This is a genomic window from Streptomyces sp. NPDC001700, assembly GCF_053596435.1.
Genome location: NZ_JBSFGE010000014.1, coordinates 96,692 through 120,327 on the forward strand (window position 1 = coordinate 96,692; position 23,636 = coordinate 120,327).

The 23,636-nt window shown below is 71.9% G+C and carries 19 protein-coding genes and 1 tRNA gene; 12 read left to right on the forward strand and 8 right to left on the reverse strand.

Annotated features, from left to right (window positions below):
• The 4 genes from ACWC5C_RS25385 to ACWC5C_RS25400 all read right to left on the reverse strand — a co-directional run bounded on the left by ACWC5C_RS25385 (position 1) and on the right by ACWC5C_RS25400 (position 6,282).
• Positions 1-768, reverse strand: coding sequence for a sulfite exporter TauE/SafE family protein (locus tag ACWC5C_RS25385; RefSeq protein WP_450878840.1), 768 nt, complete (start codon positions 766-768; stop codon positions 1-3).
• An 86-nt stretch (positions 769-854) separates the two neighbouring features.
• Positions 855-4,877 (reverse strand): amino acid adenylation domain-containing protein, encoded by a 4,023-nt coding sequence (locus tag ACWC5C_RS25390; RefSeq protein ID WP_450878842.1) that lies wholly within the window; start codon positions 4,875-4,877, stop codon positions 855-857.
• A 329-nt stretch (positions 4,878-5,206) separates the two neighbouring features.
• Positions 5,207-5,281 (reverse strand) — tRNA-Cys (locus ACWC5C_RS25395).
• 116 nt (positions 5,282-5,397) lie between these two features.
• Positions 5,398-6,282, reverse strand: coding sequence for an alpha/beta fold hydrolase (locus ACWC5C_RS25400; protein ID WP_450878844.1), 885 nt, complete (start codon positions 6,280-6,282; stop codon positions 5,398-5,400).
• A gap of 162 nt (positions 6,283-6,444) precedes the next feature.
• Here ACWC5C_RS25400 and ACWC5C_RS25405 point away from each other — a divergent pair, with 162 nt between their 5' ends.
• From ACWC5C_RS25405 to ACWC5C_RS25435, 7 genes are all read left to right on the forward strand, one after another.
• Positions 6,445-7,350: a LysR family transcriptional regulator gene (locus ACWC5C_RS25405; RefSeq protein ID WP_450878846.1), complete on the forward strand. Its 906-nt coding sequence runs from the start codon at positions 6,445-6,447 to the stop codon at positions 7,348-7,350.
• A 99-nt stretch (positions 7,351-7,449) separates the two neighbouring features.
• The gene (locus ACWC5C_RS25410; protein WP_450878848.1) at positions 7,450-8,010 is read left to right on the forward strand and encodes a cysteine dioxygenase; all 561 of its coding nucleotides are present in this window, start codon (positions 7,450-7,452) and stop codon (positions 8,008-8,010) included.
• 34 nt (positions 8,011-8,044) lie between these two features.
• Positions 8,045-9,151 (forward strand): YeiH family protein, encoded by a 1,107-nt coding sequence (locus tag ACWC5C_RS25415; RefSeq protein ID WP_450878850.1) that lies wholly within the window; start codon positions 8,045-8,047, stop codon positions 9,149-9,151.
• 97 nt (positions 9,152-9,248) lie between these two features.
• The gene (locus ACWC5C_RS25420) at positions 9,249-10,718 is read left to right on the forward strand and encodes an MFS transporter (RefSeq protein ID WP_450878852.1); all 1,470 of its coding nucleotides are present in this window, start codon (positions 9,249-9,251) and stop codon (positions 10,716-10,718) included.
• A gap of 134 nt (positions 10,719-10,852) precedes the next feature.
• The gene (locus tag ACWC5C_RS25425) at positions 10,853-12,649 is read left to right on the forward strand and encodes a DEAD/DEAH box helicase (protein WP_450878854.1); all 1,797 of its coding nucleotides are present in this window, start codon (positions 10,853-10,855) and stop codon (positions 12,647-12,649) included.
• Between the two features lie 234 nt (positions 12,650-12,883).
• Entirely contained in the window at positions 12,884-13,525 is a 642-nt protein-coding gene (locus tag ACWC5C_RS25430; protein WP_361487424.1) for an IclR family transcriptional regulator, read from the forward strand.
• Positions 13,526-13,605: 80 nt separating this feature from the next.
• Positions 13,606-14,406: a S16 family serine protease gene (locus ACWC5C_RS25435; RefSeq protein ID WP_450878856.1), complete on the forward strand. Its 801-nt coding sequence runs from the start codon at positions 13,606-13,608 to the stop codon at positions 14,404-14,406.
• On the opposite strand, the gene ACWC5C_RS25440 is transcribed toward ACWC5C_RS25435, so the two are convergent.
• From ACWC5C_RS25440 to ACWC5C_RS25450, 3 genes are read right to left on the reverse strand one after another with little or no spacing between them, the layout of a single operon-like run.
• Positions 14,403-14,582, reverse strand: a complete 180-nt coding sequence (locus ACWC5C_RS25440) for a hypothetical protein (protein WP_450878858.1) — start codon at positions 14,580-14,582, stop codon at positions 14,403-14,405. The genes ACWC5C_RS25435 and ACWC5C_RS25440 overlap by 4 nt on opposite strands.
• Before the next feature lie 28 nt (positions 14,583-14,610).
• Positions 14,611-15,207: a helix-turn-helix domain-containing protein gene (locus ACWC5C_RS25445; protein ID WP_450878860.1), complete on the reverse strand. Its 597-nt coding sequence runs from the start codon at positions 15,205-15,207 to the stop codon at positions 14,611-14,613.
• A gap of 59 nt (positions 15,208-15,266) precedes the next feature.
• A complete protein-coding gene (locus ACWC5C_RS25450; protein WP_385436945.1) occupies positions 15,267-15,734 on the reverse strand; it encodes an Lrp/AsnC family transcriptional regulator in 468 nt (155 codons plus the stop codon).
• Between the two features lie 126 nt (positions 15,735-15,860).
• Between ACWC5C_RS25450 and hppD the strand changes: the two genes are divergently transcribed.
• Positions 15,861-17,006 carry a 4-hydroxyphenylpyruvate dioxygenase gene (hppD, locus tag ACWC5C_RS25455; protein WP_450878862.1) on the forward strand — a complete coding sequence of 382 codons (1,146 nt, stop codon included), beginning with the start codon at positions 15,861-15,863 and terminating at the stop codon, positions 17,004-17,006.
• Between the two features lie 23 nt (positions 17,007-17,029).
• On the opposite strand, the gene ACWC5C_RS25460 is transcribed toward hppD, so the two are convergent.
• On the reverse strand, positions 17,030-18,280 hold the full coding sequence (locus ACWC5C_RS25460) for a mannosyltransferase family protein (RefSeq protein ID WP_450878864.1): 1,251 nt from the start codon (positions 18,278-18,280) through the stop codon (positions 17,030-17,032).
• 266 nt (positions 18,281-18,546) lie between these two features.
• On the opposite strand from ACWC5C_RS25460, the gene ACWC5C_RS25465 reads away from it, so the two are divergent.
• From ACWC5C_RS25465 to ACWC5C_RS25480, 4 genes are all read left to right on the forward strand, one after another.
• Positions 18,547-19,611: a phage baseplate protein gene (locus tag ACWC5C_RS25465; RefSeq protein ID WP_450878866.1), complete on the forward strand. Its 1,065-nt coding sequence runs from the start codon at positions 18,547-18,549 to the stop codon at positions 19,609-19,611.
• Positions 19,612-19,679: 68 nt separating this feature from the next.
• Positions 19,680-21,047 carry an FAD-binding oxidoreductase gene (locus ACWC5C_RS25470; protein ID WP_450878868.1) on the forward strand — a complete coding sequence of 456 codons (1,368 nt, stop codon included), beginning with the start codon at positions 19,680-19,682 and terminating at the stop codon, positions 21,045-21,047.
• A 205-nt stretch (positions 21,048-21,252) separates the two neighbouring features.
• The gene (locus ACWC5C_RS25475) at positions 21,253-22,884 is read left to right on the forward strand and encodes an RDD family protein (RefSeq protein ID WP_450878870.1); all 1,632 of its coding nucleotides are present in this window, start codon (positions 21,253-21,255) and stop codon (positions 22,882-22,884) included.
• A gap of 110 nt (positions 22,885-22,994) precedes the next feature.
• Positions 22,995-23,576, forward strand: a complete 582-nt coding sequence (locus ACWC5C_RS25480) for an RDD family protein (protein ID WP_450878872.1) — start codon at positions 22,995-22,997, stop codon at positions 23,574-23,576.
• Positions 23,577-23,636: the final 60 nt, after the last annotated feature.

Consider the following 23,636-nt stretch of genomic DNA (forward strand, 5'->3'; position numbering starts at 1 on the left):
TCACCGAAGTACCAGCTGCACGATGGCCGCCGTCCCCACCGTCACGATCAGGGCCCGCAGCGCGGCCGGGCTGAAGCGGCGGCCCACCGCGGCTCCGGTCATGCCGCCGAGGGCGGAGCCGACCGCGATGAGGACGACGGCCGTCCAGTTGAAGTCGGCGGCGAAGAGGAAGAACAGCGCGGCGACGGAGTTCACGACGGCGGCGAGCACGTTCTTGATGCCGTTGAGGCGCTGCATCGGCTCGTCGAGGAGCATGCCCATCAGGGACATGTAGATGATCCCCTGGGCGGCCGCGAAGTAGCCGCCGTAGACGCTGGCGAGCGTCAGCCCGACCAGCAGCCCCAGCCCCCCGTCCCGCTTGGCGCGCCCCTCCGATTTCTCCCGTCGGGCGCGCACCCTCTTAGAGATCACCGGCTGCAGCAGGACCAGCACCAGCGCCAGCCCCACCAGCGTCGGCACGATCCGCTCGAACGCCGTACTGGGCAGCGTCAGCAGCAGCGTGGCCCCCGCGAGCCCGCCGACCAGCGCCCCGGCGCTCAGCTTCAGCACCCGCCGCCCCTGCCCCGCCAGCTCCTTCCGATAGCCGATCGCCCCGCTGACCGAGCCGGGTATGAGCCCGAGCGCGTTGGACACCGTGGCGGTGACGGGCGGCAGCCCGGTGGCGAGGAGCACGGGGAACGTGATCAGCGTCCCGGACCCGACGACGGAGTTGATCCCGCCCGCCCCCACCCCCGCCACGAAGACGGCCACCATCTCCCACGGCGTCACGCGGTCGCCTCCGACATGTTCGTTATTCGCATGCGACGACGGTAAGCCAGGCGGGGCGCCCCTCGGTGGGGTGCCCCGTCCCTTGGTCAGCGGTGGGTGGCGTCCAGGGCCTGGGCCACCACCGGGCCGAGCTGGTTGAGGGCTTCCTCGCGCAGCAGGTGGTAGTGGTGGGCCGGGATGCCGTGGACCTTGAGTTCGCCGGAGACGTACGGCTGCCAGGACTCGGGGACGTGGAGCGCGTCGCGCTCGTAGCCCGGGATCTCCTCGTCGGCCGTGAACAGGAGCATGTCGCCCTCGAAGCGGTCGGGGGCGAACTTGCGCATCAGCTCCTGGTCGTTGAGGAAGATGTCGAGCAGCGGGAAGCTGTGCTCGCCCTCCAGGAGCCGCTGCGGCAGGCCGGTTTCGCTGCTGAGGTCGGCGATCAGCTGGTCGCCGTCGTCGAGGCCGTCGGGGTGGGCCTCCAGCCAGCCGGGGGCGAAGATGTCGCCGCCGCCGATGTTGTCCAGCAGGACGCCGAGCCACTGGCGCTTGCCCAGGTCCGGGAGGTCGGGGAGGGCCTGGTCGTTGTCCGGGTAGGCGTCGATGACGGTGAGGGTGGCGACCTCCTCGCCCTCGCTCTGCAGCCGGGTGGCCATGGCGTGGGCTATGAGCCCGCCGAAGGACCAGCCGAGCAGGTGGTACGGGCCGGTCGGCTGGACGGTGCGGATCTGGGCCAGGTAGTCGGCGGCCATCTCCTCGACGTTGGCGGGCAGCACGTCGGCCTCGGTCAGGCCGCGCGCCTGGAGGGCGTACACGGGCTGGTCCGGGGCGAGGTGGCGCATCAGGCCGGTGTACGACCAGCCGAGGCCGCCGCCGGGGTGGACGCAGAACAGCGGCGCGCGCTCGCCCTCGCCGCGCAGCGGCAGCAGGGTGTCGAGCGGGTGCAGCTGGGCCGCGTCCGCGGGCGTCGCCTCGTCGAGGCGGGCCACCAGGCGGGCGACGGTCGGGGCCTCGAACAGGTCACGCATCGACAGCTCGGTGTCCAGCGCGGTACGGGCCTGGCTGGCCAGCTTGGACGCGAGCAGGGAGTGCCCGCCGAGCAGGAAGAAGTCGTCGTCGATGGTGACGTCGGGGACGCCCAGCACCTCGCCGAACAGCGTGCACAGCGCCTCCTCGCGGGGCGTGCGCGGCGCGCGGCCGCCACGGGCGGCCTCGTGGGAGGGGACGGGCAGCGCGGCCCGGTCCAGCTTGCCGTTGGGGCTCAGCGGCAGCGTGCCGAGCACCATGAACGCGGTGGGCACCATGTGCTCGGGCAGATCGCGGTGCAGCATCTCGCGGGCGGTGGCGACGCACGGCGCGGTGTCGCCCTCGGCCGTCAGATAGGCCACCAGACGCTGGTCGCCGGGCTGGTCCTCGCGGACGATGGCCGCGGCCTCCGCGACGTCCGGCAGGGCGCGCAGGGCGGCCTCGACCTCGCCGGTCTCGATGCGGAAGCCGCGCAGCTTGACCTGGTCGTCGGAGCGGCCCAGGTAGGCGACGCCGCCGTCCGGCAGCCGCCGGGCCAGGTCGCCGGTGCGGTACATCCGGGCGCCGGGCGCGCCGAAGGCGTGGCCGTACGGGTCGGGCACGAAGCGCTCGGAGGTCAGCGACGGCCGGTCGTGGTAGCCGCGGGCCAGCTGCGGCCCGGCGAGGTAGACCTCGCCGACGGCCCCGGCGGGGGCGTGCCGCAGGGCGGAGTCGAGGACGTACAGGCGGCTGTTCCACACCGGGGCGCCGATCGGGACCGGGCCGGTCGCGCCGGGCTCGCAGGTGTGGGCGCTGATGTCGACGGTGGCCTCGGTGGGCCCGTACACGTTGTGCAGCGGTATGCCGGGCAGCAGGCGGTGGAGGCGGTCGGCCGTCTCGCGCGGCAGCGCCTCGCCGCCGCAGAACACCTGGCGCAGGCTGTCGGCGCAGCGCTCGGCGACATCCGGCTCGGCGAGGAACGCGCGGAGCATCGACGGCACGAACTGGAGCGTGGTGACGCGCTCTTCGCGGACGGTGCGCACCAGGTACGCGGGGTCCTTGTGGCCGCCGGGCTGAGCGAGCACCAGTGCGGCGCCGCTGACCAGCGGCCAGAAGAACTCCGCCACCGAGGCGTCGAATCCGGCCGGGGTCTTCTGGAGCAGCCGGTCCTCGGGGGTGAGGGGGTGGCTGCCCTGCATCCACTCCAGGCAGTTGACGATGGCGCGGTGGGGGACCAGGACGCCCTTGGGGCGGCCGGTGGAGCCGGAGGTGTAGATGACGTACGCGGGGTGCTCGGGGTCGAGCGTGACGCGCGGTGCGTCGTTGGCCTCTTCGTACGTGGCGTCGTCTTCGTACGTGGCGTCGTCCAGCAGCAGTCGATCCACGTCGTCCGCCGCCGGGAGCCGCTCGGCGTGCTCGGCGCGGGTGACGAGCAGCGCGGGCGCGGCGTCGTCGAGCATGAACGCCAGCCGGTCGGCCGGGTAGTCCAGCTCCAGCGGCAGATACGCGGCGCCCGACTTGAGTACCGCCAGCAGCGCGACGACCAGCTCGGGGGAGCGCGGCAGGGCGACGGCGACGGTGCGCTCGGGGCCCGCGCCGCGCGCGGTCAGACGGCGGGCCAGCCGGTCGGCGGCGCGGTCCAGCTCGGCGTAGCTCAGCCGGGTGTCACCGAAGACCACGGCCTCGGCGTCCGGCGTACGGGCGGCCTGCGCCGCGACCAGCGCGGGCAGGGTGGTGCCCGAGGTGGGGTGCGCCGTGTCGTTCCACTCCTCGGCCGCGCGGCGCCGCTCCTCGGCGGTCAGCAGCTCGATGGCGCCGACCGTGCGCTCCTTGTCCGAGGTGTCGGCGAGGGTGCGCAGCAGGTTCAGATACCGCTCGCGGTGGGCGGCCAGACCGTCGGCGGTGTAGAGGTTCGAGTTCGCGTTGAGGTCGATGCGGATACCGCTGCCGTCGGAGCGGTCGTATCCCATGATCGAGAGGTCTTCGACGGTTCCGTTGGACAGGTTGTGCCCGACGACGCGATGTCCGCCGAAGTCGAAGTCGTAGTCGTACGTCATGATGTTGACGTGCGGGCCGAGGAAGCCGTTTCCGCCGTCCGGGAGGTGGAGATCCCTGGCCAGGTCGATATGGCGGTAGCGCTGATGGCGCAGTGCCTGCCGGACTTCCCGCGAGACCTGCCGTACGAGATCGCGTATCCGCATATCCGAGCGCACCTGGATGCGCAGCGGCACCACATTGGCGAACATCCCGGGAATCCCGCGCAGGGTGGCATCCGTGCGGGCGGTGACCGGCAGCGTCAGAATGATGTCCGATTTACCGGTCAATCGATGCAGATAGGTGGCGGTCGCGGCGATAATCATCGCCGACCAGTGGGTCGCGTATTTACGCGCCGCGGCCCGCAGCTCGACCGCTTCCGCCTCGGTCAGGTACGCGGTCTCGCGCAGCACGCTGGAGAGGTCGTCGCCGGGGCGGCCGGAAAGCCGGGCCGGTTCCGGGGAATCCGCGAAGTGTTCCGTCCAGTACGCGCGGTCCTTGGCGAAATCCTCCGACGACCGGTATTCCGCGTCCCGGTCGAGCAGCGTCTTCAGGGACCCGAAGACGGTTTCCCCGGCGGCCGGGTCGCCGCCTTCGCTGAGCGCGTTGTAGATCTCGGCGGCGCGACGGCCCAGCAGGGCGGCGCTGCCCGCGTCCGAGACGATGTGGTGGCTGCCCTGGTACCAGTAGAAGCAGTCGTCGCTCAGCTTGAGCAGGGCGAACGAGAACAGCGGGTGGTCGTCCAACTCCAGCTTGCTGGACAGGTCGTGCTTCATCCAGCGGACGGCGGCGGTGTGCGGATCGCGCTCGCCGCTCAGGTCGAGGACCGGGAAGTCCCAGTCGGTCACCGGGTCGAGGACCTGCCAGGGCACTCCGTCGTCCTCGCCGACCCGGATGTTGTACGGCTCGGCTTCCGCGATCGTCTGACGCAGCGCCCTCTCGAATATCTCGGCGTCTATGGGGCCTTGAATCTCAAGGTACTCGCCGACCTTGAACGTCGTGCTCTCCGGCGGCTCCAGCTGCTGAATGAACCAGATCTCGCTCTGGCCGGTCGACAGTGGCAGACGGGTGGCCGGTACGGCGGGCTGCACATTTCCCCCAGACGGAACACAGGATCGCAGGTCGAAACAAAGGGTGCCTGTTCAGTCACGGCGGGTTCTCCGTCGGGGACTGCAGGCACCTCAAGGAGCCTATGCGCCGAAAACGCGCTCACTGCGGGGGGTCGGAGACCATTTAGTGGGGAGAATGTGAAAAAGGTCAGGTGACCAGTTGCGTGAACGCCGTTCGCGATTCTGAGCATGCGCCTCGTAAGGCCTATGTGTCCAGAGGGTGTCCGGTAGTTCACGAGGGGAGAGACCGGCCGGTCGGGAGACCGGGCAGTGGGAGAGCGGCCCGGGGAGTGCGGGAGCGCGGGGCGCTGTGGAGGCCGTGGCGGGATTCGAACCCACGTAACTCGCTTTGCAGGCGAGCCCCTGAACCACTCGGGCACACGGCCAATGTCGTGCTCGTTGCATACGACCTTAGGCAGGGGTTCCGGGGGCATCAACGGTTCGGCGGGCGCTGCCATACGACTGACATACGCCGTTCATAGTTGCTCCTGCGCGGCGGTTCTCAGGGGCGGCCCGGTGTGTGCGGGTGCTCCAGGAAATCCTCCACCACCGGACGGAACAGCTCCGGTTCGTCCACCCAGGGGTAGTGGCCCACGCCGTGCAGTGGCCGGGCGCGCCCGGCCGGGAACGACTCGGCGACCAGCTCCCCGGCCCGTACGCCGGTCACCGCGTCCAGGTCGCCGGTGATCACCAGCACCGGGCACGGCACCTCGCGCAGCCGCGCCAGCACCGCGCGGCGGCCCGCCTCGTCCACGCCCTGCCAGAAGCCCGCGCGCGGCACCGGGCCCAGCTGCTCGCCCTCGGCCGCCGCGTGCGCCCGCTGCGGCTCCTCCCAGCGGCCGTACGCCATCGGGGCGGCCTTCAGCAGCAGCTCCCGCACCTCGGCGAGGTCGGTGGTGTCGGGCAGCATCTGGATCGCCACGTACGCCTCCTGCCACCACGGCTCGTCGGCGCGCGACTCGAAGATCTCCCGGGCGTCCTCGGGCAGTTCGCCCTGCATCCGCGCGCCCGGGCAGACCAGGACGAGGTGGCTGAGGTGTTCCGGGTGGGCCGCCGCGTACGCCTGCGCCGTGGCCGCCGCCGCGTCGTGGGCGAGCAGCGCGAAGCGGGTGAGCCCGAGGTGGCGGCGGAGCGCCTCCAGGTCCTCGGCCAGGCCCGGGAACGCGTAGCCGCTCGGGTCGGCGGCGGGCGGCGAGTCCCCGGTGCCACGGCTGTCGGGGATGACCAGGGTGCGGTTCGCGTCGAGACCGCCGAGGTCGCCGAGGTACGCGGCGTTCCGCCCGGGCCCGCCCGCCAGGCAGATGAGCGGCGGCCGCGCGGACCCGTCGCGGGCCTCCAGGACGCGGTAGGCCAGCTCCGTTTGGTCGTACGACGTGTAGTGCGGCATAAGGCCAGCCTGCCTGATCAGCGGGGCATTGGCAGCGTGACGTGGGATATCGGGTGGGGCGGGTGGGGCGGGGTGACTCATATGGGGTGACTCAAAAGCGCCGCGAGGGGTGATGTTCCGTTCCCCCAAAACGCGCTTATGGTTTCCCTCTATGATGCTCGTGTGTTCGATTCACGGCACATAAGGACGTTCCACGAGGTGGTCCGCGCCGGTTCCTATTCGGCCGCCGCCCGGGTGCTCGGCTATACGCAGCCCGCCATAACGCAGCAGATGAAGGCGCTCGAACGCAGCGTGGGCAGCCCGCTGTTCATCCGCGTCGGCCGGGGTATGCGGCTCACCGAGGCGGGCGAGACGCTAGCCCGGCACGCCGACACCATCCTCTCCTCCATCTCCGCCGCCCAGGCCCAGATGAACGCCATCACCCGGCTGCGCGCCGGGCGGGTGCGGGTGTGCGCCTTCCCCAGCGCCAACGCCACCCTCATCCCCGAGGCCATGGCCCGGCTCGCCGCCGCCCACCCCGGGGTGCGGGTCGACCTGCTGGAGGGCGAGCCGCCGGACTCGCTCGACCGCGTCGTGCGCGGCGAATGCGACATCACCCTCGCCTTCACCTATCCCGGGCTGCGCGAGGAAACGCCTCCCGACCTGGTCGAGATCCCGCTGATGGAGGACCAGCTGACCGTCCTGCTGCCGACCGGGCATCCGCTGGCCCGGCGGCGCGCGGTCAAGCTCGCCGAGCTGAGCGGGGAGCGGTGGATCGCCGGATGCCTGCGCTGCCGCGCCAACTTCCTGCACGAATGCGCCGAGCAGGGCTTCGCGCCCGACATCGCCTTCACCACCGACGACAACCTGGTGGTGCAGAGCATGGTCGCGGCCGGGCTCGGCGTCGCGATGATGCCGGGTCTGGTGCTGTCCTTCCTGTGCCACCAGAAGGTCACCGGGCGCGCCCTCGATCCGGCGTCGCGGCGCCATGTCTCGGCGTATGTGCTGCGGGAGCACCTGGAGATCCCGGCGACGGCGCGGGTGCTGGAGGAGTTGAAGGCCGTGGCGGGGAACCGGGTCGGCTGCTGACGCCCCCTTCGTAGAACAGCCCATATATAAGCGGAGGTTGACCCCCGCCCAACAATCTGTCGTTGGACGTGATGGACGGTCCGTCCGCACGCTGCCGATATGACCACCGCGTATCCGTCCTCTCGTGTCACGGCCCCCCTCGGCGCCTTCGTCGACGGCGTCCGCGAGGCCGTCGGACGCGGCCTGCCGCCTGATGTGACCGCCTATCTGGTGGGCGAACGCCTCGCCCCCTACCTCGGCGTGCCCGATCTGCTCACCCCTGCCCAGCGCGAGGGCGACCCCGATGGCTACCGTCAGCACGTCCTGCACGCCGAGCCCGACGGCAGCTTCTCCGTCGTCGCCCTGGTGTGGCTGCCCGGCCAGCGCACCGGCGTGCACGACCATGTGTCCTGGTGCGTCACCGGTGTTCACGAGGGCGAGGAGCATGAACGCCGCTACCGCCTCGTCCCGGACGGCCCGGCCTCCCGGCTGGTCGCCGTGGAGGACGTGATCAACCCGCAGGGCGCGGTCTGCGGCTTCGCGCCGCCCGGAGATATCCACAGGGTGTGGAACGCCTGCGGCACCAAGGCGATCTCGATCCACGTCTACGGCGCGGACATCGTGCGGCTGGGCAGCAGCGTACGGCGGGTGTACGAGGCCCCCGCGGTGGACGACCTGTGACCGGGCCTGGCTGTTACGTCGGGCAGGTGACGGCATGGCGGTGACCGGGACGCCCGTCGGGACACCTGTCGGAACGCCCGCCGGGACGATCGCGGCCCCCCGGCAGCGGATACGGCAGCGGATACGGCAGCGGATACCGGCCACCGCGTACGGGCTCGGGCTGGCCGCCTGCGGGGTCGCGGCCGCGTGGCTGGTCCACCGGGCCGTGCCCGCCGTCCCCCTGCTCACCGCCGCCGTCGTGCTCGGCATCGGCGCGGCCCATCTGCCCGGCGCCCGGGGGCTCGTACGGGGCCGCTGCCGGGCCGGGCTCTCCCTCGCCGGGAAGCGGCTGATGCGGCTCGGCATCGTGCTGCTCGGCCTGAAGCTCAGCCTGAACGATGTCCTCGGCCTCGGCTGGGCCACCGTCGCGATGGTGTTCTGCGTGGTCGCCGCCACCTTCGGCGGCACCTGGTGGCTCGGGCGCCGGATGGGGCTGCCCGGCGACCAGCCGCTGCTGATCGCCACCGGCTATTCGATCTGCGGCGCGTCCGCGATCGGCGCGGTCAGCGAGGTGTCCGAGAGCGACGAGAGGGACGTGGCCACCTCGGTCGCGCTCGTGACGCTGTGCGGCACGCTCGCCATCGCCGTACTGCCCCTGCTCCAGCAGCCGCTGGGGCTGGGCGACGCGCAGTTCGGCCGCTGGGTGGGTGCGAGCGTGCACGACGTGGGCCAGGTCGTGGCGGCCGCGCAGACCGCCGGGCCCGCGGCGCTGAAGGACGCGGTGCTGGTGAAGCTGATGCGGGTGGCGCTGCTCGCCCCGCTCGTCGCCGCGCTGGCCGTGTCCGTACGTTCGCGGGCGCGGGCCCGTGCCCGTACGTCGGAGGCCCGGACGGCGACCAAGCGGCCTCCGCTGGTGCCGCTCTTCGTTGCCGGGTTCCTCGCCATGGTCGTGCTGCGCAGCACCGGCCTGCCGTCCGCCGCCGCGCTCGACGCCGCCGCCACCGGGCAGGAACTCCTGCTCGCCGCCGCCCTCTTCGGCCTCGGCAGCGCGGTCCACCTGCCCTCCCTCACCCGCACCGGCGGCCGGGTCGCGGCGCTGGGGCTGTGCGCGTGGGGAGTGATCGCGGGGGTCTCGTACGCGGGCGTCCTGCTCACCACGTAAACGCGGCCGGGGCCTCGCGGCGTACGCCTCATGGCCGAGGCGAATACCCGACCTCAGACAGGTGCCACCTGGCCCGACGGCTCTTACTCTGACCGCCATGACCGCTCTCGACCCCTCTGATGCCGTACGCGGCACTTCCTCCCGCGCAGCCGAGCCGGACACGGGCACGGAACCCGGGGACGACACCATCCTCGGCCGCCGCTACCGCGCGCTGACCCTCGGCATCATCGCCGTCGTCTCCCTCATCGCCTTCGAGGCGAGCGCGGTCAACACCGCCATGCCGGTCGCGGCCCGCGCGCTGGACGGCGTCGCCCTGTACGCGTACGCCTTCTCCGCCTACTTCACCGCGAGCCTCTTCGCGATGGCGCTGTCGGGGGAGTGGTGCGACCGCAAGGGGCCGCTGCCGCCGCTGTTCACCGGCATCGTGGCGTTCGGCGTGGGGCTGGTGGTGGCGGGGACGGCGCAGCGGATGTGGATGTTCGTGGGCGGGCGCGCCGTCCAGGGCATCGGCGGTGGCCTGGTGATCGTCGCCCTGTACGTCGTCGTCGGGCGGGCCTTTCCACGGCGGCTCCAGCCCGCCGTGCTGGCCTCCTTCTCCGCCGCGTGGGTGCTGCCCGTCATCGTCGGGCCGGTCGTCGCCGGGGCCATCACCGAACAGGCCGGGTGGCGCTGGGTGTTCCTGTCCATCCCGGCGCTGGTGCTGCTGCCGCTCACGGTGATGCTCCCGGCCCTGCGCACCCTGCCGCCCGGCGGCCGCTCCGCGGCCATGAACCGCCGCCGCATCCTGCTCGCGCTGGCCGTCGCGGCCGGAGCCGGGTTGCTCCAGTACGCGGCCCAGGACCTGGCCTGGCCCTCCCTCCTCCCGGCCGCCGCCGGGCTCGCGCTGCTCGTCCCGTGCGTGCTGCGGCTGCTCCCCCCTGGCACCTTCCGCGCCGCCCGGGGGCTGCCGTCGGTGGTGCTGCTGCGCGGGGTCGCGGCGGGGTCCTTCCTGGGCGCGGAGAGCTTCGTTCCGCTGATGCTGGTCACCCAGCGCGGCCTGTCCGCGACCGCCGCCGGGCTGGCCCTCACGGGCGGCGGGCTGACCTGGGCGCTCGGCTCGTACACCCAGAGCCGCCCCCGCCTGGAGCCGTACCGGGAACGGCTGATGGGGCTGGGCATGCTGCTGATCGCCGTGTCCATCGCCCTGGTTCCGCTGGCGCTCGCCGACGCCGTCCCGGTGTGGACCGTCGCCGTCGCGTGGGCGGTCGGCGGCTACGGGATGGGGATCACCATCTCCAGCGCGAGCGTCCTGATGCTGACGCTGTCCCGGCCCGAGGAGGCGGGCAGCAACTCCTCCTCCCTCCAGGCCTCCGACGCGCTCGGCAACATCACCCTGGTCGGGCTGAGCGGCGTCCTCTTCGTAGCCTTCGGCGGCGCCGCGACAGCCCCCACCCACGCCGCGCCAGCCCACGCCGCGACCACCTCCCACCCCACGGCTTTCGCCGCCGTCTACGCCGCGATGGCCACGGTGGCCCTGGCAGGCGCCTGGCTGACCACCCGCCTGCGGCCGCGCTCCGCAGAGCGGTGACGCCCCCGGTACCGGTGTGAGCCTGATCCCACCCGTGGGTGGGATCGGGGCGTACCCCCGAAGCGTGACGGGCGGCACCGGTAGGCTGACGCGGTTCCCCATCGACCCCGCCGAGTCAGCCCGCGACGGAGACCGTGAGTACTACTGCCGCCTCCACCAGCCATCACCTCTCGCCCGCCTTCCCCGGACGGGCGCCCTGGGGTACCGCGAGCAAGCTGCGCGCCTGGCAGCAGGGCGCGTTGGACAAGTACATCGAGGAGCAGCCACGGGACTTCCTCGCGGTCGCGACCCCCGGCGCCGGTAAGACGACGTTCGCGCTGACGCTCGCCTCCTGGCTGATGCACCACCACGTCATCCAGCAGATCACCGTCGTCGCGCCCACCGAGCACCTGAAGAAGCAGTGGGCGGAGGCCGCGGCCCGCATCGGGATCAAGCTGGACCCGGAGTACAGCGCGGGCCCGGTGGGCAAGGAGTACCACGGCGTCGCCGTGACCTACGCGGGCGTCGGCGTACGGCCCATGCTGCACCGCAACCGGAGCGAGCAGCGCAAGACGCTCGTCATCCTCGACGAGATCCACCACGCCGGTGACTCCCGCTCGTGGGGCGAGGCCTGCCTGGAGGCGTTCGAGCCCGCGACCCGGCGGCTCGCGCTCACCGGCACGCCGTTCCGGTCGGACACCAACCCCATCCCCTTCGTCACCTACGAAGAGGGCAACGACGGCATCCGCCGCTCCTCCGCCGACTACACGTACGGCTACGGCAACGCGCTGAACGACGGCGTCGTGCGGCCCGTCATCTTCCTCTCCTACAGCGGCAACATGCGCTGGCGCACCAAGGCGGGCGACGAGATCGAGGCGCGGCTCGGCGAGCCGATGACCAAGGACGCGGTCTCCCAGGCGTGGCGCACCGCGCTCGACCCGCGCGGCGACTGGATGCCCAACGTGCTGCGCGCCGCCGACAACCGGCTGTCCGAGGTCCGCAAGGCCATCCCGGACGCGGGCGCCCTCGTCATCGCCTCCGACCAGGACTCGGCGCGCGCGTACGCCAAGCTCATCCGCGAGATCACCGGCTCCAAGCCCACCCTGGTGCTGTCCGACGAGGACGCCGCCTCGCAGCGCATCGAGGACTTCACCCATTCCGACGACCGCTGGATGGTCGCGGTCCGCATGGTGTCGGAGGGCGTGGACGTGCCGCGCCTCGCGGTCGGGGTGTACGCGACGACGATCTCCACGCCGCTGTTCTTCGCCCAGGCCGTCGGCCGTTTCGTACGGTCGCGGCGGCGCGGCGAGACCGCGTCCGTCTTCCTGCCCACCATCCCGAACCTGCTCGGCTTCGCCAACGAGATGGAGGTCGAGCGCGACCACGTCCTCGACAAGCCGAAGAAGGACGGCGAGGAGGAGGACCCGTACGCGGAGGAGGACAAGCTCCTCGCGGAGGCGGAGAAGCAGCAGGACGAGGACACCGGCGACCAGGAGTCGCTGCCCTTCGAGGCGCTGGAGTCGGACGCGGTCTTCGACCGGGTGCTGTACGACGGCGCCGAGTTCGGCATGCAGGCGCACCCGGGCAGCGAGGAGGAGCAGGACTACCTCGGCATCCCCGGGCTCCTCGAACCCGACCAGGTGCAGATGCTGCTCCAGAAGCGGCAGGCCAAGCAGATCGCGCACAGCCGCAAGAAGCCCGACGCGGAAGCGGATCTGCTGGAGGTGCCCGCCGAGCGGCGTCCCGTGGTCACCCACAAGGAGCTGCTGGAGCTGCGGAAGCAGCTGAACACGCTGGTGGGGGCGTACGTCCACCAGAGCGGCAAACCGCACGGCGTGATCCACACCGAGCTGCGCCGGACCTGCGGCGGGCCGCCGAGCGCGGAAGCGACGGCGGGGCAGCTCCGCGAGCGGATCAAGAAGGTGCAGGAGTGGGCCACCCGGATGCGGTGACGCGGACGCGGTGACGCACGGGGGTGACGCGGCTGCGCACCTGCGGTGACGCGGTGAGCGAGGGATCTGCTCGGATTCTGGACAAAGTCTTCCGCTGAGCGGACCCGCTCGCTACCGTTCGTGCACGCACACGCCCCGTGGCAGCGTCGCCCCGGAGTGCAGCCGTTGCGTACCACCGCGACCGGCGGAGCACCCTCGCGGAGAGCCGCCACCCATCACCGAGGAGGGGGCGTCGTGACCGCGGAGACCTCCCAGACGCTGGACCGGGGACTGCGCGTCCTGAAGCTGCTCGCCGACACCGACCACGGGCTGACCGTGACCGAGCTGTCCACCAAGCTCGGCGTCAACCGCACCGTCGTCTACCGGCTGCTGGCCACCCTCGAACAGCACTCCCTGGTCCGCCGGGACATCGGCGGCCGGGCCCGGGTCGGGCTCGGGGTGCTGCAGCTCGGCCGCCAGGTGCATCCGCTGGTGCGGGAGGCGGCGCTGCCCGCGCTGCGGTCGCTCGCCGAGGACATCGGCGCCACCGCCCACCTCACCCTGGTCGACGGCACCGAGGCGCTGGCCGTCGCCGTCGTCGAGCCGACCTGGACCGACTATCACGTCGCCTACCGGCCCGGTTTCCGCCACCCGCTGGACCGGGGCGCCGCCGGGCGCGCGATCCTCGCCGCCCGCGCGGGCCGCCCCGACGACCCCGGGTACGCGCTCACCCACGGTGAGCTGGAGGCGGGCGCGAGCGGCGCGGCCGCCCCGCTGGTCGGGGTGACCGGGATCGAGGGCAGCGTGGGCGTGGTCATGCTGTGCGACGCGGTGCCGGAGCGGGTCGGCCCGCGGGTCGTGGACGCGGCCCGGGAGGTCGCGGACGCCCTGCGGTGACGGGGGCTGACGCCCTGCGGTGACGGGGGCTGACCAGGGCGGCGCGTGGGCCGTCCTGCCGGTCAACTAAATTCATTCCCATGCCTGCCGTCTCCCTCCGCGCCGCTTCCCCCCGCGCCCGGATCCTCGCCGTGTGCGCCGTGCTCGTCATCGCCCTGCTCGCGGTCGCCGCGCTCGCCCCCCTCCCGTTCACCGTGGCCCAGCCGGGCACCACCGTGAACGTCCTCGGGGCGGACGGCGGCAAGCAGGTGATCACCATCTCGGGGAGCGACACCCGTAAGACCAAGGGCCAGCTGCGGATGACGACGATCGCGGCGACCGGTCCGGAGGCCAAGGTCCGGCTGGGCGACGTGGTCAGCGGCTGGTTCCGCACCGACCGCGCGGTGCTGCCGCGCGAGGCGGTGTACGTGGGCGACACGACCAAGGACATCGAGAAGCACAACGCCGACGAGATGCGGAAGTCCCAGAACACGGCCACCAGCGCCGCCCTCGGCTACCTCAACAGGTCGCCGGGCGACGTCAAGGTGAAGCTGCGCCTCGCGGACGTGGGCGGCCCCAGCGCCGGGCTGCTGTTCTCGCTCGGCATCGTCGACAAGCTGGACGGTGACGGCCGCGGCGGCGACCTGACCGGCGGCCGCACGATCGCGGGCACCGGCACGATCGACGCCCGCGGCAAGGTCGGCCCGGTGGGCGGCGTCCCCCTCAAGACCCAGGCCGCCAAGCGGGACGGCGCGACGGTCTTCCTGGTCCCCAAGGACGAGTGCGAGGACGCCGAGACGGAGCAGCCGAAGGGCCTGCGGCTGATCCCGGTGACCACCCTGGACGGCGCAGTGAAGGCCCTGAACAACCTCCAGTCGGGCGGCGCGGTCCCGAGCTGCTAATCGAAGCGCGGTACGTGGGGTACGCGCGGCGTCGCGAGCCGCAGCCCGACCTCCACAAGCCGCCAGCCGAGCCGGGTCCGCAGCGGATGCGATCGCCGATGCCGGTGCGGGGCCTCGCGCCGCAGCTGCTCGGCGCGTAAGTGGTGCAGTACGTGGTGGACGTGGTCGCCGTACATCGCTCTCCCCCAGGGGTCGGGTCTCGGGTCAGTCCTCGTCGCGCGGGAAGCCGTGCAGATGGACCCGGAACCGGGCGGAGTGCTCGGTGTCCGGGCTGACCTCCTTCTCGCGGTAGCTCTCGATCACTTCGTGCACCTTGTCGAGCATTTCCCGGGCAAGCTCCGGCGTCAGGCGCAGCATGCAATCGCTGATGTCCGCGTTCGCGCGCCACTCCGCAGGCCATTCGTGCAGCGTGCCGAGCCAGGTGGACAGCGCCTGGCCGTGCACGGTGGCCACCTCGTGCAGCAGGGTGTTCATCGCGCCGCGCACGGACGGGTCGGGGTGGCGCAGCAGCTCGTCGGTGCCCAGCTTCGTCGTACGGTGCGCCGCCTTCCACCACCGCTCCCGCCCCTTGCCGCGCCCCGGGTCGTCCGCGACGAACCCATACGCGGCCAGCTGCCGCAGGTGGTAGCTGGTGGCGCCGCTGGACTCGCCGAGCCGGTCGGCCAGTTGGGAGGCGGTCGCGGGCCCGTACTCGCGCAGGGCGCCGAGCAGTCGCAGGCGCAGGGGGTGGGCGAGCCCGCGCAGGGAGCGCGGGTCGAGCACCCGTACATCGTCGCGCGCGTCGTCGTCGCTCTGGGCCATACGGAGCAGCGTAAGCGTGCAAAGACTCCTTTGCAACGGGTTCTTTGCACGCCTTCAGGTCAATCCTCCGCCGCCTGCTGCACCAGGGGGATGATCCGGAGCGGGACCGGGTTTTCCATGACGATCGCCGTCGACGCGCGCACGATGCCCTCGATGCCCACGACGCGGTCGATCACCCGCTGGAGGTCCGCGTTCGAGCGGGCGACCAGGCGGCAGAGCATGTCGCCCTCGCCCGTGGTGGTGTGCAGCTCCAGGACCTCGGGGACGCTCGCCAGGTGGGTGCGGACGTCCGGGCCCTGGCCCTGTTTGATCTCCAGGGTGGCGAAGGCCGTGACCGGGTAGCCCAGCGCCGCCGGGTCGACGTCCGGGCCGAAGCCGCGGATCACGCCCTGGGTGCGCAGCCGGTCCAGCCGTGCCTGGGCCGTGCCGCGGGCGACGCCGAGGCGGCGGGAGGCCTCCAGGACGCCGATGCGGGGCTCCCGGGCGAGCAGTTCGATCAGGCGGGCGTCGAGCGCGTCGATCCCCATGGAGCCTCCCTGTGATGGTGGTCACTCTGTGCAGAATGCTGCCCTGATTCGCAGCATGGCTATGCACTTTGCGCAGCGATTTCCGTAACTGTTGCGCACCCTGAGTCCCGGAGAGACGCTGCCCCCATGACTGAGATCCTGAACCCCACCCCGACCACCGCGCGGCAGGCAGACCCCTTCCCGGTGAAGGGCATGGATGCGGTCGTCTTCGCCGTCGGCAACGCCAAGCAGGCCGCCCACTTCTACGCCACCGCCTTCGGCATGAAGCTCGTCGCCTACTCCGGACCGGAGAACGGCAGCCGGGAGACCGCCAGTTACGTCCTCGTCTCGGGCAGCGCCCGCTTCGTGTTCACTTCCGTCATCAAGCCGTCCGGCCCCTGGGGCCACTTCCTCGCCGAGCACGTGGCCGAGCACGGCGATGGCGTGATCGACCTCGCCGTCGAGGTCCCGGACGCGCGGGCCGCGTACGCGTACGCGGTCGAGCACGGCGCCACCGGGATCGAGGAGCCGCACGACGTCAAGGACGAGCACGGAACGGTGGTGCTCGCGTCGATCCGTACGTACGGCGACACCCGCCACACCTTCGTGGAGCGCTCCGGCTACGACGGCCCGTACCTGCCGGGGTACGTCGCCGCCGCGCCGATCGTCGAGGCGCCGAAGAAGCGCCTCTTCCAGGCCATCGACCACTGCGTCGGCAATGTCGAACTGGGTCACATGGACGAGTGGGTGGCCTTCTACAACAAGGTCATGGGCTTCACCAACATGAAGGAGTTCGTCGGCGACGACATCGCCACCGAGTACTCCGCCCTGATGTCGAAGGTCGTCGCGGACGGCACCCGGAAGGTCAAGTTCCCCCTGAACGAGCCCGCGGTGGGGAAGAAGAAGTCGCAGATCGATGAGTATCTGGAGTTCTACGGCGGCCCGGGCGTCCAGCACATCGCCCTCGCCACGAACGACATCGTGGCGACGGTCCGCGCGATGCGCGCCGCGGGCGTCCAGTTCCTGGACACGCCCGACTCGTACTACGAGACCCTGGGGGAGTGGGTCGGGGACACCCGGGTGCCCATCGAGACCCTGCGCGAGCTGAAGATCCTGGCGGACCGGGACGAGGACGGGTACCTGCTGCAGATCTTCACCAAGCCGGTGCAGGACCGGCCGACGGTCTTCTTCGAGATGATCGAGCGGCACGGGTCCATGGGATTCGGCAAGGGGAACTTCAAGGCGCTGTTCGAGGCGATCGAGCGCGAGCAGGAAAAGCGCGGCAACCTCTGATCACCCGGCTGATCACCCTCTGATCACCCCGCCCACCGCCCCGACAGGAAGGTGAGGGTCAGGACGGTGCTCAAGGGCGCCACAAGGCAGAGGTAGACCGTCCTGACCTGCGGCCGACGCACGCTCCACCCCGCCAGCCCGATCCACAGCGGCCACCACAGCAGGGTGGAGCGGGGGACGGACATGAACCAGTACGAGGTGCCCAGCGCCCACAGCGTGAGGGCGATGTAGACGGCCTCGGCCCACCGCCGCCGCCACAGCAGCACGCCCAGCAGGACGAGCCCGAGGACCATGGCCACCAGCTCGGCCTGGAACATGGCGGCGAACCCGGTGGACTGGCCGCCGTCGAAGGCCGCGTCCCAGGTCTGGGACCAGCTCTTCCACGGGGTCTCGAACGTGCGTGACCAGCCGCGCTCCTGGGCGTGCTTCCAGGCCATCCAGTCGCCGGTGTGCGCGTGCAGATACCAGCCGTATAAGGCCGGGGGCAGCGCGGGCAGTGCCAGCCACGGCAGCGACCGCCAGTGCCCACGGGCGCGTACGGCGGTGAGGACGAAGTGGACGGCGATGGCGGCGGCCAGGAAGAGGCCGCTGATCCGCACGGTCGTGGCCAGCGCGGTCAGCAGCGCGGCGGCGGCCCACCGCTGCCGCTGGGCGGCGAGCCAGCCGGGCAGGGCGAACGCGAGGAAGAGCGCCTCGGTGTAGCCGACGGCCAGGAAGACCGCGCACGGGGAGAGCAGGAAGAACAGGACGGTGCGCCGGTCGCCGTCCGTGCCGGGCAGACGCAGCCGGGCGATCCGGGCGAGCGCCACGACCCCGACGGCCCCGCCGACGAAGGAGATCAGCAGCCCCGTCGCGCCCCAGCTCGGGACGACGGTGTGCAGGGCGCGCAGCAGCAGCGGGAAGCCGGGGAAGAACGCCTCCCGGCTGTCCCACTTCTTGTCCCAGGGGCCGCTCTCCCCGGGGAAGTAGCCGTCGCGCGCTATGTGGAGGTAGTGCCCCCAGTCCCACCGCTCGAAGGGTTCGAGGAGGCGGGAGGGCTCGTGCGCGCCGCCGTCGCCGGGGAACATCCAGCGGACGCAGTAGGCCGTGATCCATATGGATATCCGGGTCAGCAGATACAGCCACAGCACCTCGCGGTCGCCCGGCCCCAGCCAGGCGGGCAGCCGGTCGCGCAGCCTGGCGGACAGGCGCGGCGCGGGCCGCTCCCGCGCCGCGGCGGCCCACGCGGGGCGGCGGGGTGCGGGGTGGCGTGGCTCGGGAGGTGCGACTGACATACAGGGATCTTTCGCGTAGACGTGAGGCTGCCTCCTGGGGGAGACGTCGTCTCGGGTGGGTACGTCACGTCGTCGCTCCCATATTCACCTGCGGTACGACATTCGGGTTACCCAACCGGGAAGAATCGGAGTGATACAGCACACAATGCGCCGCTCATGCCAGAAAAATGGAACACCAGCTCGGTTGGAGAATCGCACCGTCTACACTCTCGGCATTTCCTGTTCACCCCAACACGGTGTGTTCTCTTGGGAGTTGTTGAGTTCGCATGCAGACGGACAAGTACCAGACGGGTCGGTTGACGAGGCGCAGGTTCGCCCTGGCCGGTGGCGCGGCCGCCGCGGGTGCGCTCGGGGCGTTCGCGGTACGGCCCACCGAAGCCGAGGCCGCGCAGGCTGCTCAGGCCGAAACAGGGGCCGCTGAAGCCGCCGGTGGCCGGTTCGACCTCTCGGTGCCCTCCACGCAGCTGATCCGCGAGAAGGCACCGCACAACAACACCGTGCTGCAGTCCTTCGCGTTCGACGACGCCAACGGCCACCTCTACACGATCCAGATGATGCAGGGCGGCCTCCGGCTCAGCGGCGAATCCGCCCCCGTCTCCGGCGCCGACCGGGCCAAGCGCGGCGACATGTGCGTCACGAAGCTGTCCCTCACCGGCACCAAGCTGGGCCACATGTACGTCAGAGGCTTCGGCCACGGCGTCTCCATCGGCTGTGAGCCGGTCGGCACCACCGCCTACCTGTGGGCCGAGTCGGACGCCAACCCCGACTCCGGCTACGGGCGCGCCATCAGCCGATTCGCCTTCAAGGACGGCGCCGTCCTCGACAGCGGCTCGTCCGGCCTGGCCACCCACCGCCCGGTGCCCGGCTCGACCAGCAACCAGCCCGCCGTCGACATGCTCAACAAGCGGCTGCTGCTGCGCTACCGCCAGGGCGACCAGGTCCACTACCGGCTGATGAGCCTCGCCGGGGTCACCGCGGGCGACTACACCCCGGTGTACGACGACATAGCCCAGGCCGGGATCGAGGAGGGCGAGGTCTTCCAGGGCTTCACGCTGCTCGGCGACTACGTGTACCAGCTCACCGGCACCAACTACACCGACGAGGACGGCTCTAACCCGCCCTCCGGGCACGGCAACGCCCACGTCTCGTGCGTCGATCTGCGCACCGGCCAGCTGGTCCAGCGCTCCCGCACCGAGGCCGGATACTCGCTCGGCTACCGCGAGCCCGAGGGCATGGCCGTCCAGCTCACGAGCCCCCGCAGGCTGTGCATGGGCTTCGCGTCCGGCGCGTCCGGCGCCCGCGAACTGAGCATCTACTACAAGCCGCAGTGACCGGAGCGCGATAACCCACTCGCCGCGCCGATCTTCCCTGGCGCCCCGCCGAGTGCGAGCCTGGACGTATGACCGACCTCATCGAGTCGCTGCGGGAGGGCCTCCCCGAGGAGGCGGTGCTGACCGACCCCGATGTCACGGCGGCGTACGCCAACGACATGGCGAGCTTCTGCGACGCGGGCGCGCCCGCCGTGGTCGTCCTCCCGCGCACTGTCGAGCAGGTGCAGCACGTGTGCCGTACGGCCACGGCGCTGCGTGTCCCCGTCGTCCCCCAGGGCGCGCGCACCGGCCTGTCGGGCGCGGCCAACGCGTCCGACGGCTGCGTCGTGCTGTCCCTGATCAAGATGGACCGCATCCTGGAGATCAACCCGGTCGACCGGATCGCGGTCGTCGAACCGGGCGTGGTCAACGCGACGCTGTCGCGCGCGGTGCTGGAGAAGGGGCTGTACTACCCCCCGGACCCCAGCAGCTGGGAGCAGTGCACCATCGGCGGCAACATCGGCACGGCCTCGGGCGGGCTGTGCTGCGTGAAGTACGGCGTGACCGCCGAGTACGTCCTCGGCCTGGACGTCGTCCTCGCCGACGGGCGGCTGCTGTCCACCGGCCGCCGCACCGCCAAGGGCGTCGCGGGCTACGACCTGACCCGCCTCTTCGTCGGCTCCGAGGGGAGCCTCGGCATCGTCGTACGGGCCGTCCTCGCGCTCAAGCCCGCCCCGCCCGAACAGCTCGTCCTGGCCGCCGAGTTCCCCTCCACCGCGGCCGCGTGCGACGCGATCTGCCGCATCATGGAGCGCGGCCATGTGCCGTCGCTGCTGGAGCTGATGGACCGTACGAGCGTGCGCGCGGTCAACGCCCTGGGCGGCATGGGCCTCCCCGAGTCCACCGAGGCCCTGCTGATGGCCGCCTTCGACACCCCGGACCCGGCGAGCGACCTGGCCGCCGTGGGCGCGCTGTGCACGGCCGCCGGGGCGACCGAGGTGGTCCCGGCGGAGGACGCGGCCGAGTCCGATCTGCTGCTCCAGGCCCGCCGCATGACCCTGACCGCGCTGGAGGCGGTCAAGGGCGTCACGATGATCGATGACGTGTGCGTACCGCGCTCCCGCCTCGCCGAGATGATCGACGGCACGGCCGCCATCGCCGAGAAGTACGCCCTCACGATCGGTGTCGTGGCCCACGCGGGCGACGGCAACACCCATCCGACGGTCTGCTTCGACCCCGCGGACGAGGACGAGTCGCGGCGGGCGCGCGAATCGTTCGACGAGATCATGGCGCTGGGGCTGGCGCTCGGCGGCACGATCACGGGGGAGCACGGGGTGGGCGTGCTGAAGCGGGAATGGCTCGCGCGCGAACTGGGACCGGTGGGGGTGGAGTTGCAGAAGGGCATCAAGCAGGTCTTCGACCCCTTGGGACTGCTCAATCCGGGAAAGCTCTTCTAGGGGGCAAGGTGCCCCCTAGCGCCCCGGGACGCCGGTTGTCCTGGCTTCCCCCATTGCCCGCCAAAACGGCACGGGGCGGTGCCACAGTAGGTACGGGCCGCGGGCCCGTCTGATAGACCTTGACATCGCGCTCCGGGTTGCACTGCGGCAGCGCAGGACAGCAGTACAGCAGCACGGCGAGCACAGATACGGGACATCGGAGATCATGAGCGCCCCTTCCTCAGGATCCGCTGACGGCAGCTCCATTCCTGGTTTTTATCCGGATCCGTCCATTCCCAACTACATCCGGTATTGGAACGGCGCCGCATGGGTGCCCGGGACGAGTCGGCCTGCCCCGGCCGAGGGCGAGGCCATGCCCGCCGCGCCGCCCGGAGTCACCCACACCCAGGTCACCGCGCCGGTGCCGGACGAGACCGGCCCGATGTTCCTGGACGAGGACCCACAGGCGCTGCCCGCGCCGGAGACCGGCGGGGCCCTGCCCGAGCTGCGGGCCCGTGCCGAGATGGACGTACGGGACTCCGCCGTCCACGACCCCGCCCCGGGCGGCGTCATGGGCACCGAGCCGGTGCCGCCCGGCGGCATGGCCGCCCCGGTGGACTGGGACGATCCGCAGCGGCTGCACGGCACCCGCCCCGGCGCCGGGGCCGCCTGGCAGGCCGACGCGTCCCACCAGGCCGGGTTCGGCGGTGAGCCGGACCGCCGGATCTCCTGGGGCTCCCCGGAGCCGGACGACCCACGGGCGGGGCTGCCCGACCCGCGCGGCGCGGCGGACGGCGAGACCGGTGGCGTCGGGAGTGGCCGTGGTGAAGGCGGTCGCGACCAGGGCACGCTGACCATGCGCGGCGACGGCATGGACGGCATGGGCGGTACGGGCACCACCGGAGCCACGGGCGACCGCAAGGATCGCGCCACCCACGCCCTCCCCGCCGTACCCAGCGCCCCGGAGCAGCCCGAGGGCACGATGGCGATGCGCGCGCTGCGGCCGACCGGCCGCGACGAGGGCACGATGACGTTCCGTGCGCTCGACCGCGACGCCCCGCAAGGCCCCCAGCAGCCGCCCCAGCCCCAGCAACACCAGCCTCAGCAACACCAGGCCCAGCAGCACCAGCCTCCGCAGCCGCCCCAGCAGCAGCAATCCCCGCCGCAGCAGCCCTACGGCGGCATCCCGGCCCAGCCGCTCCCCGGCGGCGCCCCCGGCGGCTGGCAGCAGCAGGTGCACCAGCTCGCCCAGCAGCCGCAACAGCCCCAGCAGCCACAACAGCCGCATCAGTCCCAGCAGGGCCCGCCCGAGAGCGTCATCCCCTGGAAGCCGCCGGTCGACAACCCGTTCCTCGCGGCCGCCCAGGCCGAGGGGCGGCCCGCCGGGCTCGGCCGCCGCTTCGCCGCCCGGCTGATCGACATGGTCGTGCTGCTCGCCATCACCGGGGCGGCCGGGTTCCCGCTGTGGGGGAAGGCCACCGACCACATCGACGAGAAGGTGGATGCGGCCAAGCAGTCCGGCGAGACCGTGACCGTCTATCTGCTCGACGGCACCACCAGCGGCTATCTCGCCATCGTGCTGGGCGTGCTGCTGCTCGGCGGGGTCCTCCTGGAGGCGCTGCCGACGTCCCTGTGGGGCCGTACGCTCGGCAAGAAGCTGTGCGGGGTGCGGGTCCTGGACATCGAGGAGCACGACACCCCGTCGTTCGGCTCCGCCCTGCGCCGCTGGCTGGTGTACGGGGTGCTGGGCGTGCTGGTGATCGGCGTGGTGAACGTGGTCTGGTGCCTGTTCGACCGCCCCTGGCGGCAGTGCTGGCACGACAAGGCCGCCCGCACCTTCGTCGCGACGGCTGACTGAGCCGCCCCCGGGGCGATCCGGACCCGAAGCGAGCCCCAAAGGGGGCATCCGGATCGCCCGAATGGGGCGCGCCGGATGCGGTCGTCCCCGATCGGCGGTCGACTCGGGGGATGAGCACCGACCAGCCGCCGCCATCCGGGGACGAGCCCCGCGACCGGGATCCGTTCGCCAAGCAGCAGCCGCCGCCCCGGGCGAACGGCTCCCCCTACGGCGACCACGACGGCGGCGACGACCCGCTCGCGGGCATGCCCCCGCTCGCCCACCTCGGCCGCCGCCTCGCCGCCCGGATCCTCGACGGGCTGATCATCGGCATCCCGATCGGCGTGATCATGGCGCTGATCCTGGGCACCTACTACCCGATGGGCGACGGCAGCGACGCCCGCTCGTCCGTGTTCACGCTCGTCTACGTCCTGGCGTACTTCGTCTACGAGGGGCTGATGCTGACCCGCTACGGTCAGACCCTCGGCAAGAAGGCCATGAAGATCCGGGTCGCCATCCTGGAGACCGGCGAGACCCCGGCGGGCGGGCCCGGCTGGGTGCGCGCCGCTGTATACGCGCTGCCCGAGATCGTGCCCTGCTGCGGCGCCGTCTTCTGGCTGGTCAACGTCTTGTGGTGCACCTGGGACCGGCCGTATAGGCAGTGTCTGCACGACAAGGCGGCCAAAACGGTCGTCGTCTCGGTCGAGCCGTGACGCCGCCGGACACCCCCTGAGCCCTCGGCCCGCCGCGAGCGGCGCGGAGGGCTGCTGATG

Coding starts and splice junctions, on each gene's coding strand:
- ACWC5C_RS25435 (WP_450878856.1), top strand. CDS start 13,606: ATGCCTGCCGTCTCCCTCCGCGCCGCTTCCCCCCGCGCCCGGATCCTC.
- ACWC5C_RS25480 (WP_450878872.1), top strand. CDS start 22,995: ATGAGCACCGACCAGCCGCCGCCATCCGGGGACGAGCCCCGCGACCGG.
- ACWC5C_RS25450 (WP_385436945.1), bottom strand. CDS start 15,734: ATGGGGATCGACGCGCTCGACGCCCGCCTGATCGAACTGCTCGCCCGG.
- ACWC5C_RS25460 (WP_450878864.1), bottom strand. CDS start 18,280: ATGTCAGTCGCACCTCCCGAGCCACGCCACCCCGCACCCCGCCGCCCC.
- hppD (WP_450878862.1), top strand. CDS start 15,861: ATGACTGAGATCCTGAACCCCACCCCGACCACCGCGCGGCAGGCAGAC.
- ACWC5C_RS25465 (WP_450878866.1), top strand. CDS start 18,547: ATGCAGACGGACAAGTACCAGACGGGTCGGTTGACGAGGCGCAGGTTC.
- ACWC5C_RS25415 (WP_450878850.1), top strand. CDS start 8,045: ATGGCGGTGACCGGGACGCCCGTCGGGACACCTGTCGGAACGCCCGCC.
- ACWC5C_RS25475 (WP_450878870.1), top strand. CDS start 21,253: ATGAGCGCCCCTTCCTCAGGATCCGCTGACGGCAGCTCCATTCCTGGT.
- ACWC5C_RS25400 (WP_450878844.1), bottom strand. CDS start 6,282: ATGCCGCACTACACGTCGTACGACCAAACGGAGCTGGCCTACCGCGTC.
- ACWC5C_RS25410 (WP_450878848.1), top strand. CDS start 7,450: ATGACCACCGCGTATCCGTCCTCTCGTGTCACGGCCCCCCTCGGCGCC.
- ACWC5C_RS25440 (WP_450878858.1), bottom strand. CDS start 14,582: ATGTACGGCGACCACGTCCACCACGTACTGCACCACTTACGCGCCGAG.
- ACWC5C_RS25420 (WP_450878852.1), top strand. CDS start 9,249: ATGACCGCTCTCGACCCCTCTGATGCCGTACGCGGCACTTCCTCCCGC.
- ACWC5C_RS25445 (WP_450878860.1), bottom strand. CDS start 15,207: ATGGCCCAGAGCGACGACGACGCGCGCGACGATGTACGGGTGCTCGAC.
- ACWC5C_RS25470 (WP_450878868.1), top strand. CDS start 19,680: ATGACCGACCTCATCGAGTCGCTGCGGGAGGGCCTCCCCGAGGAGGCG.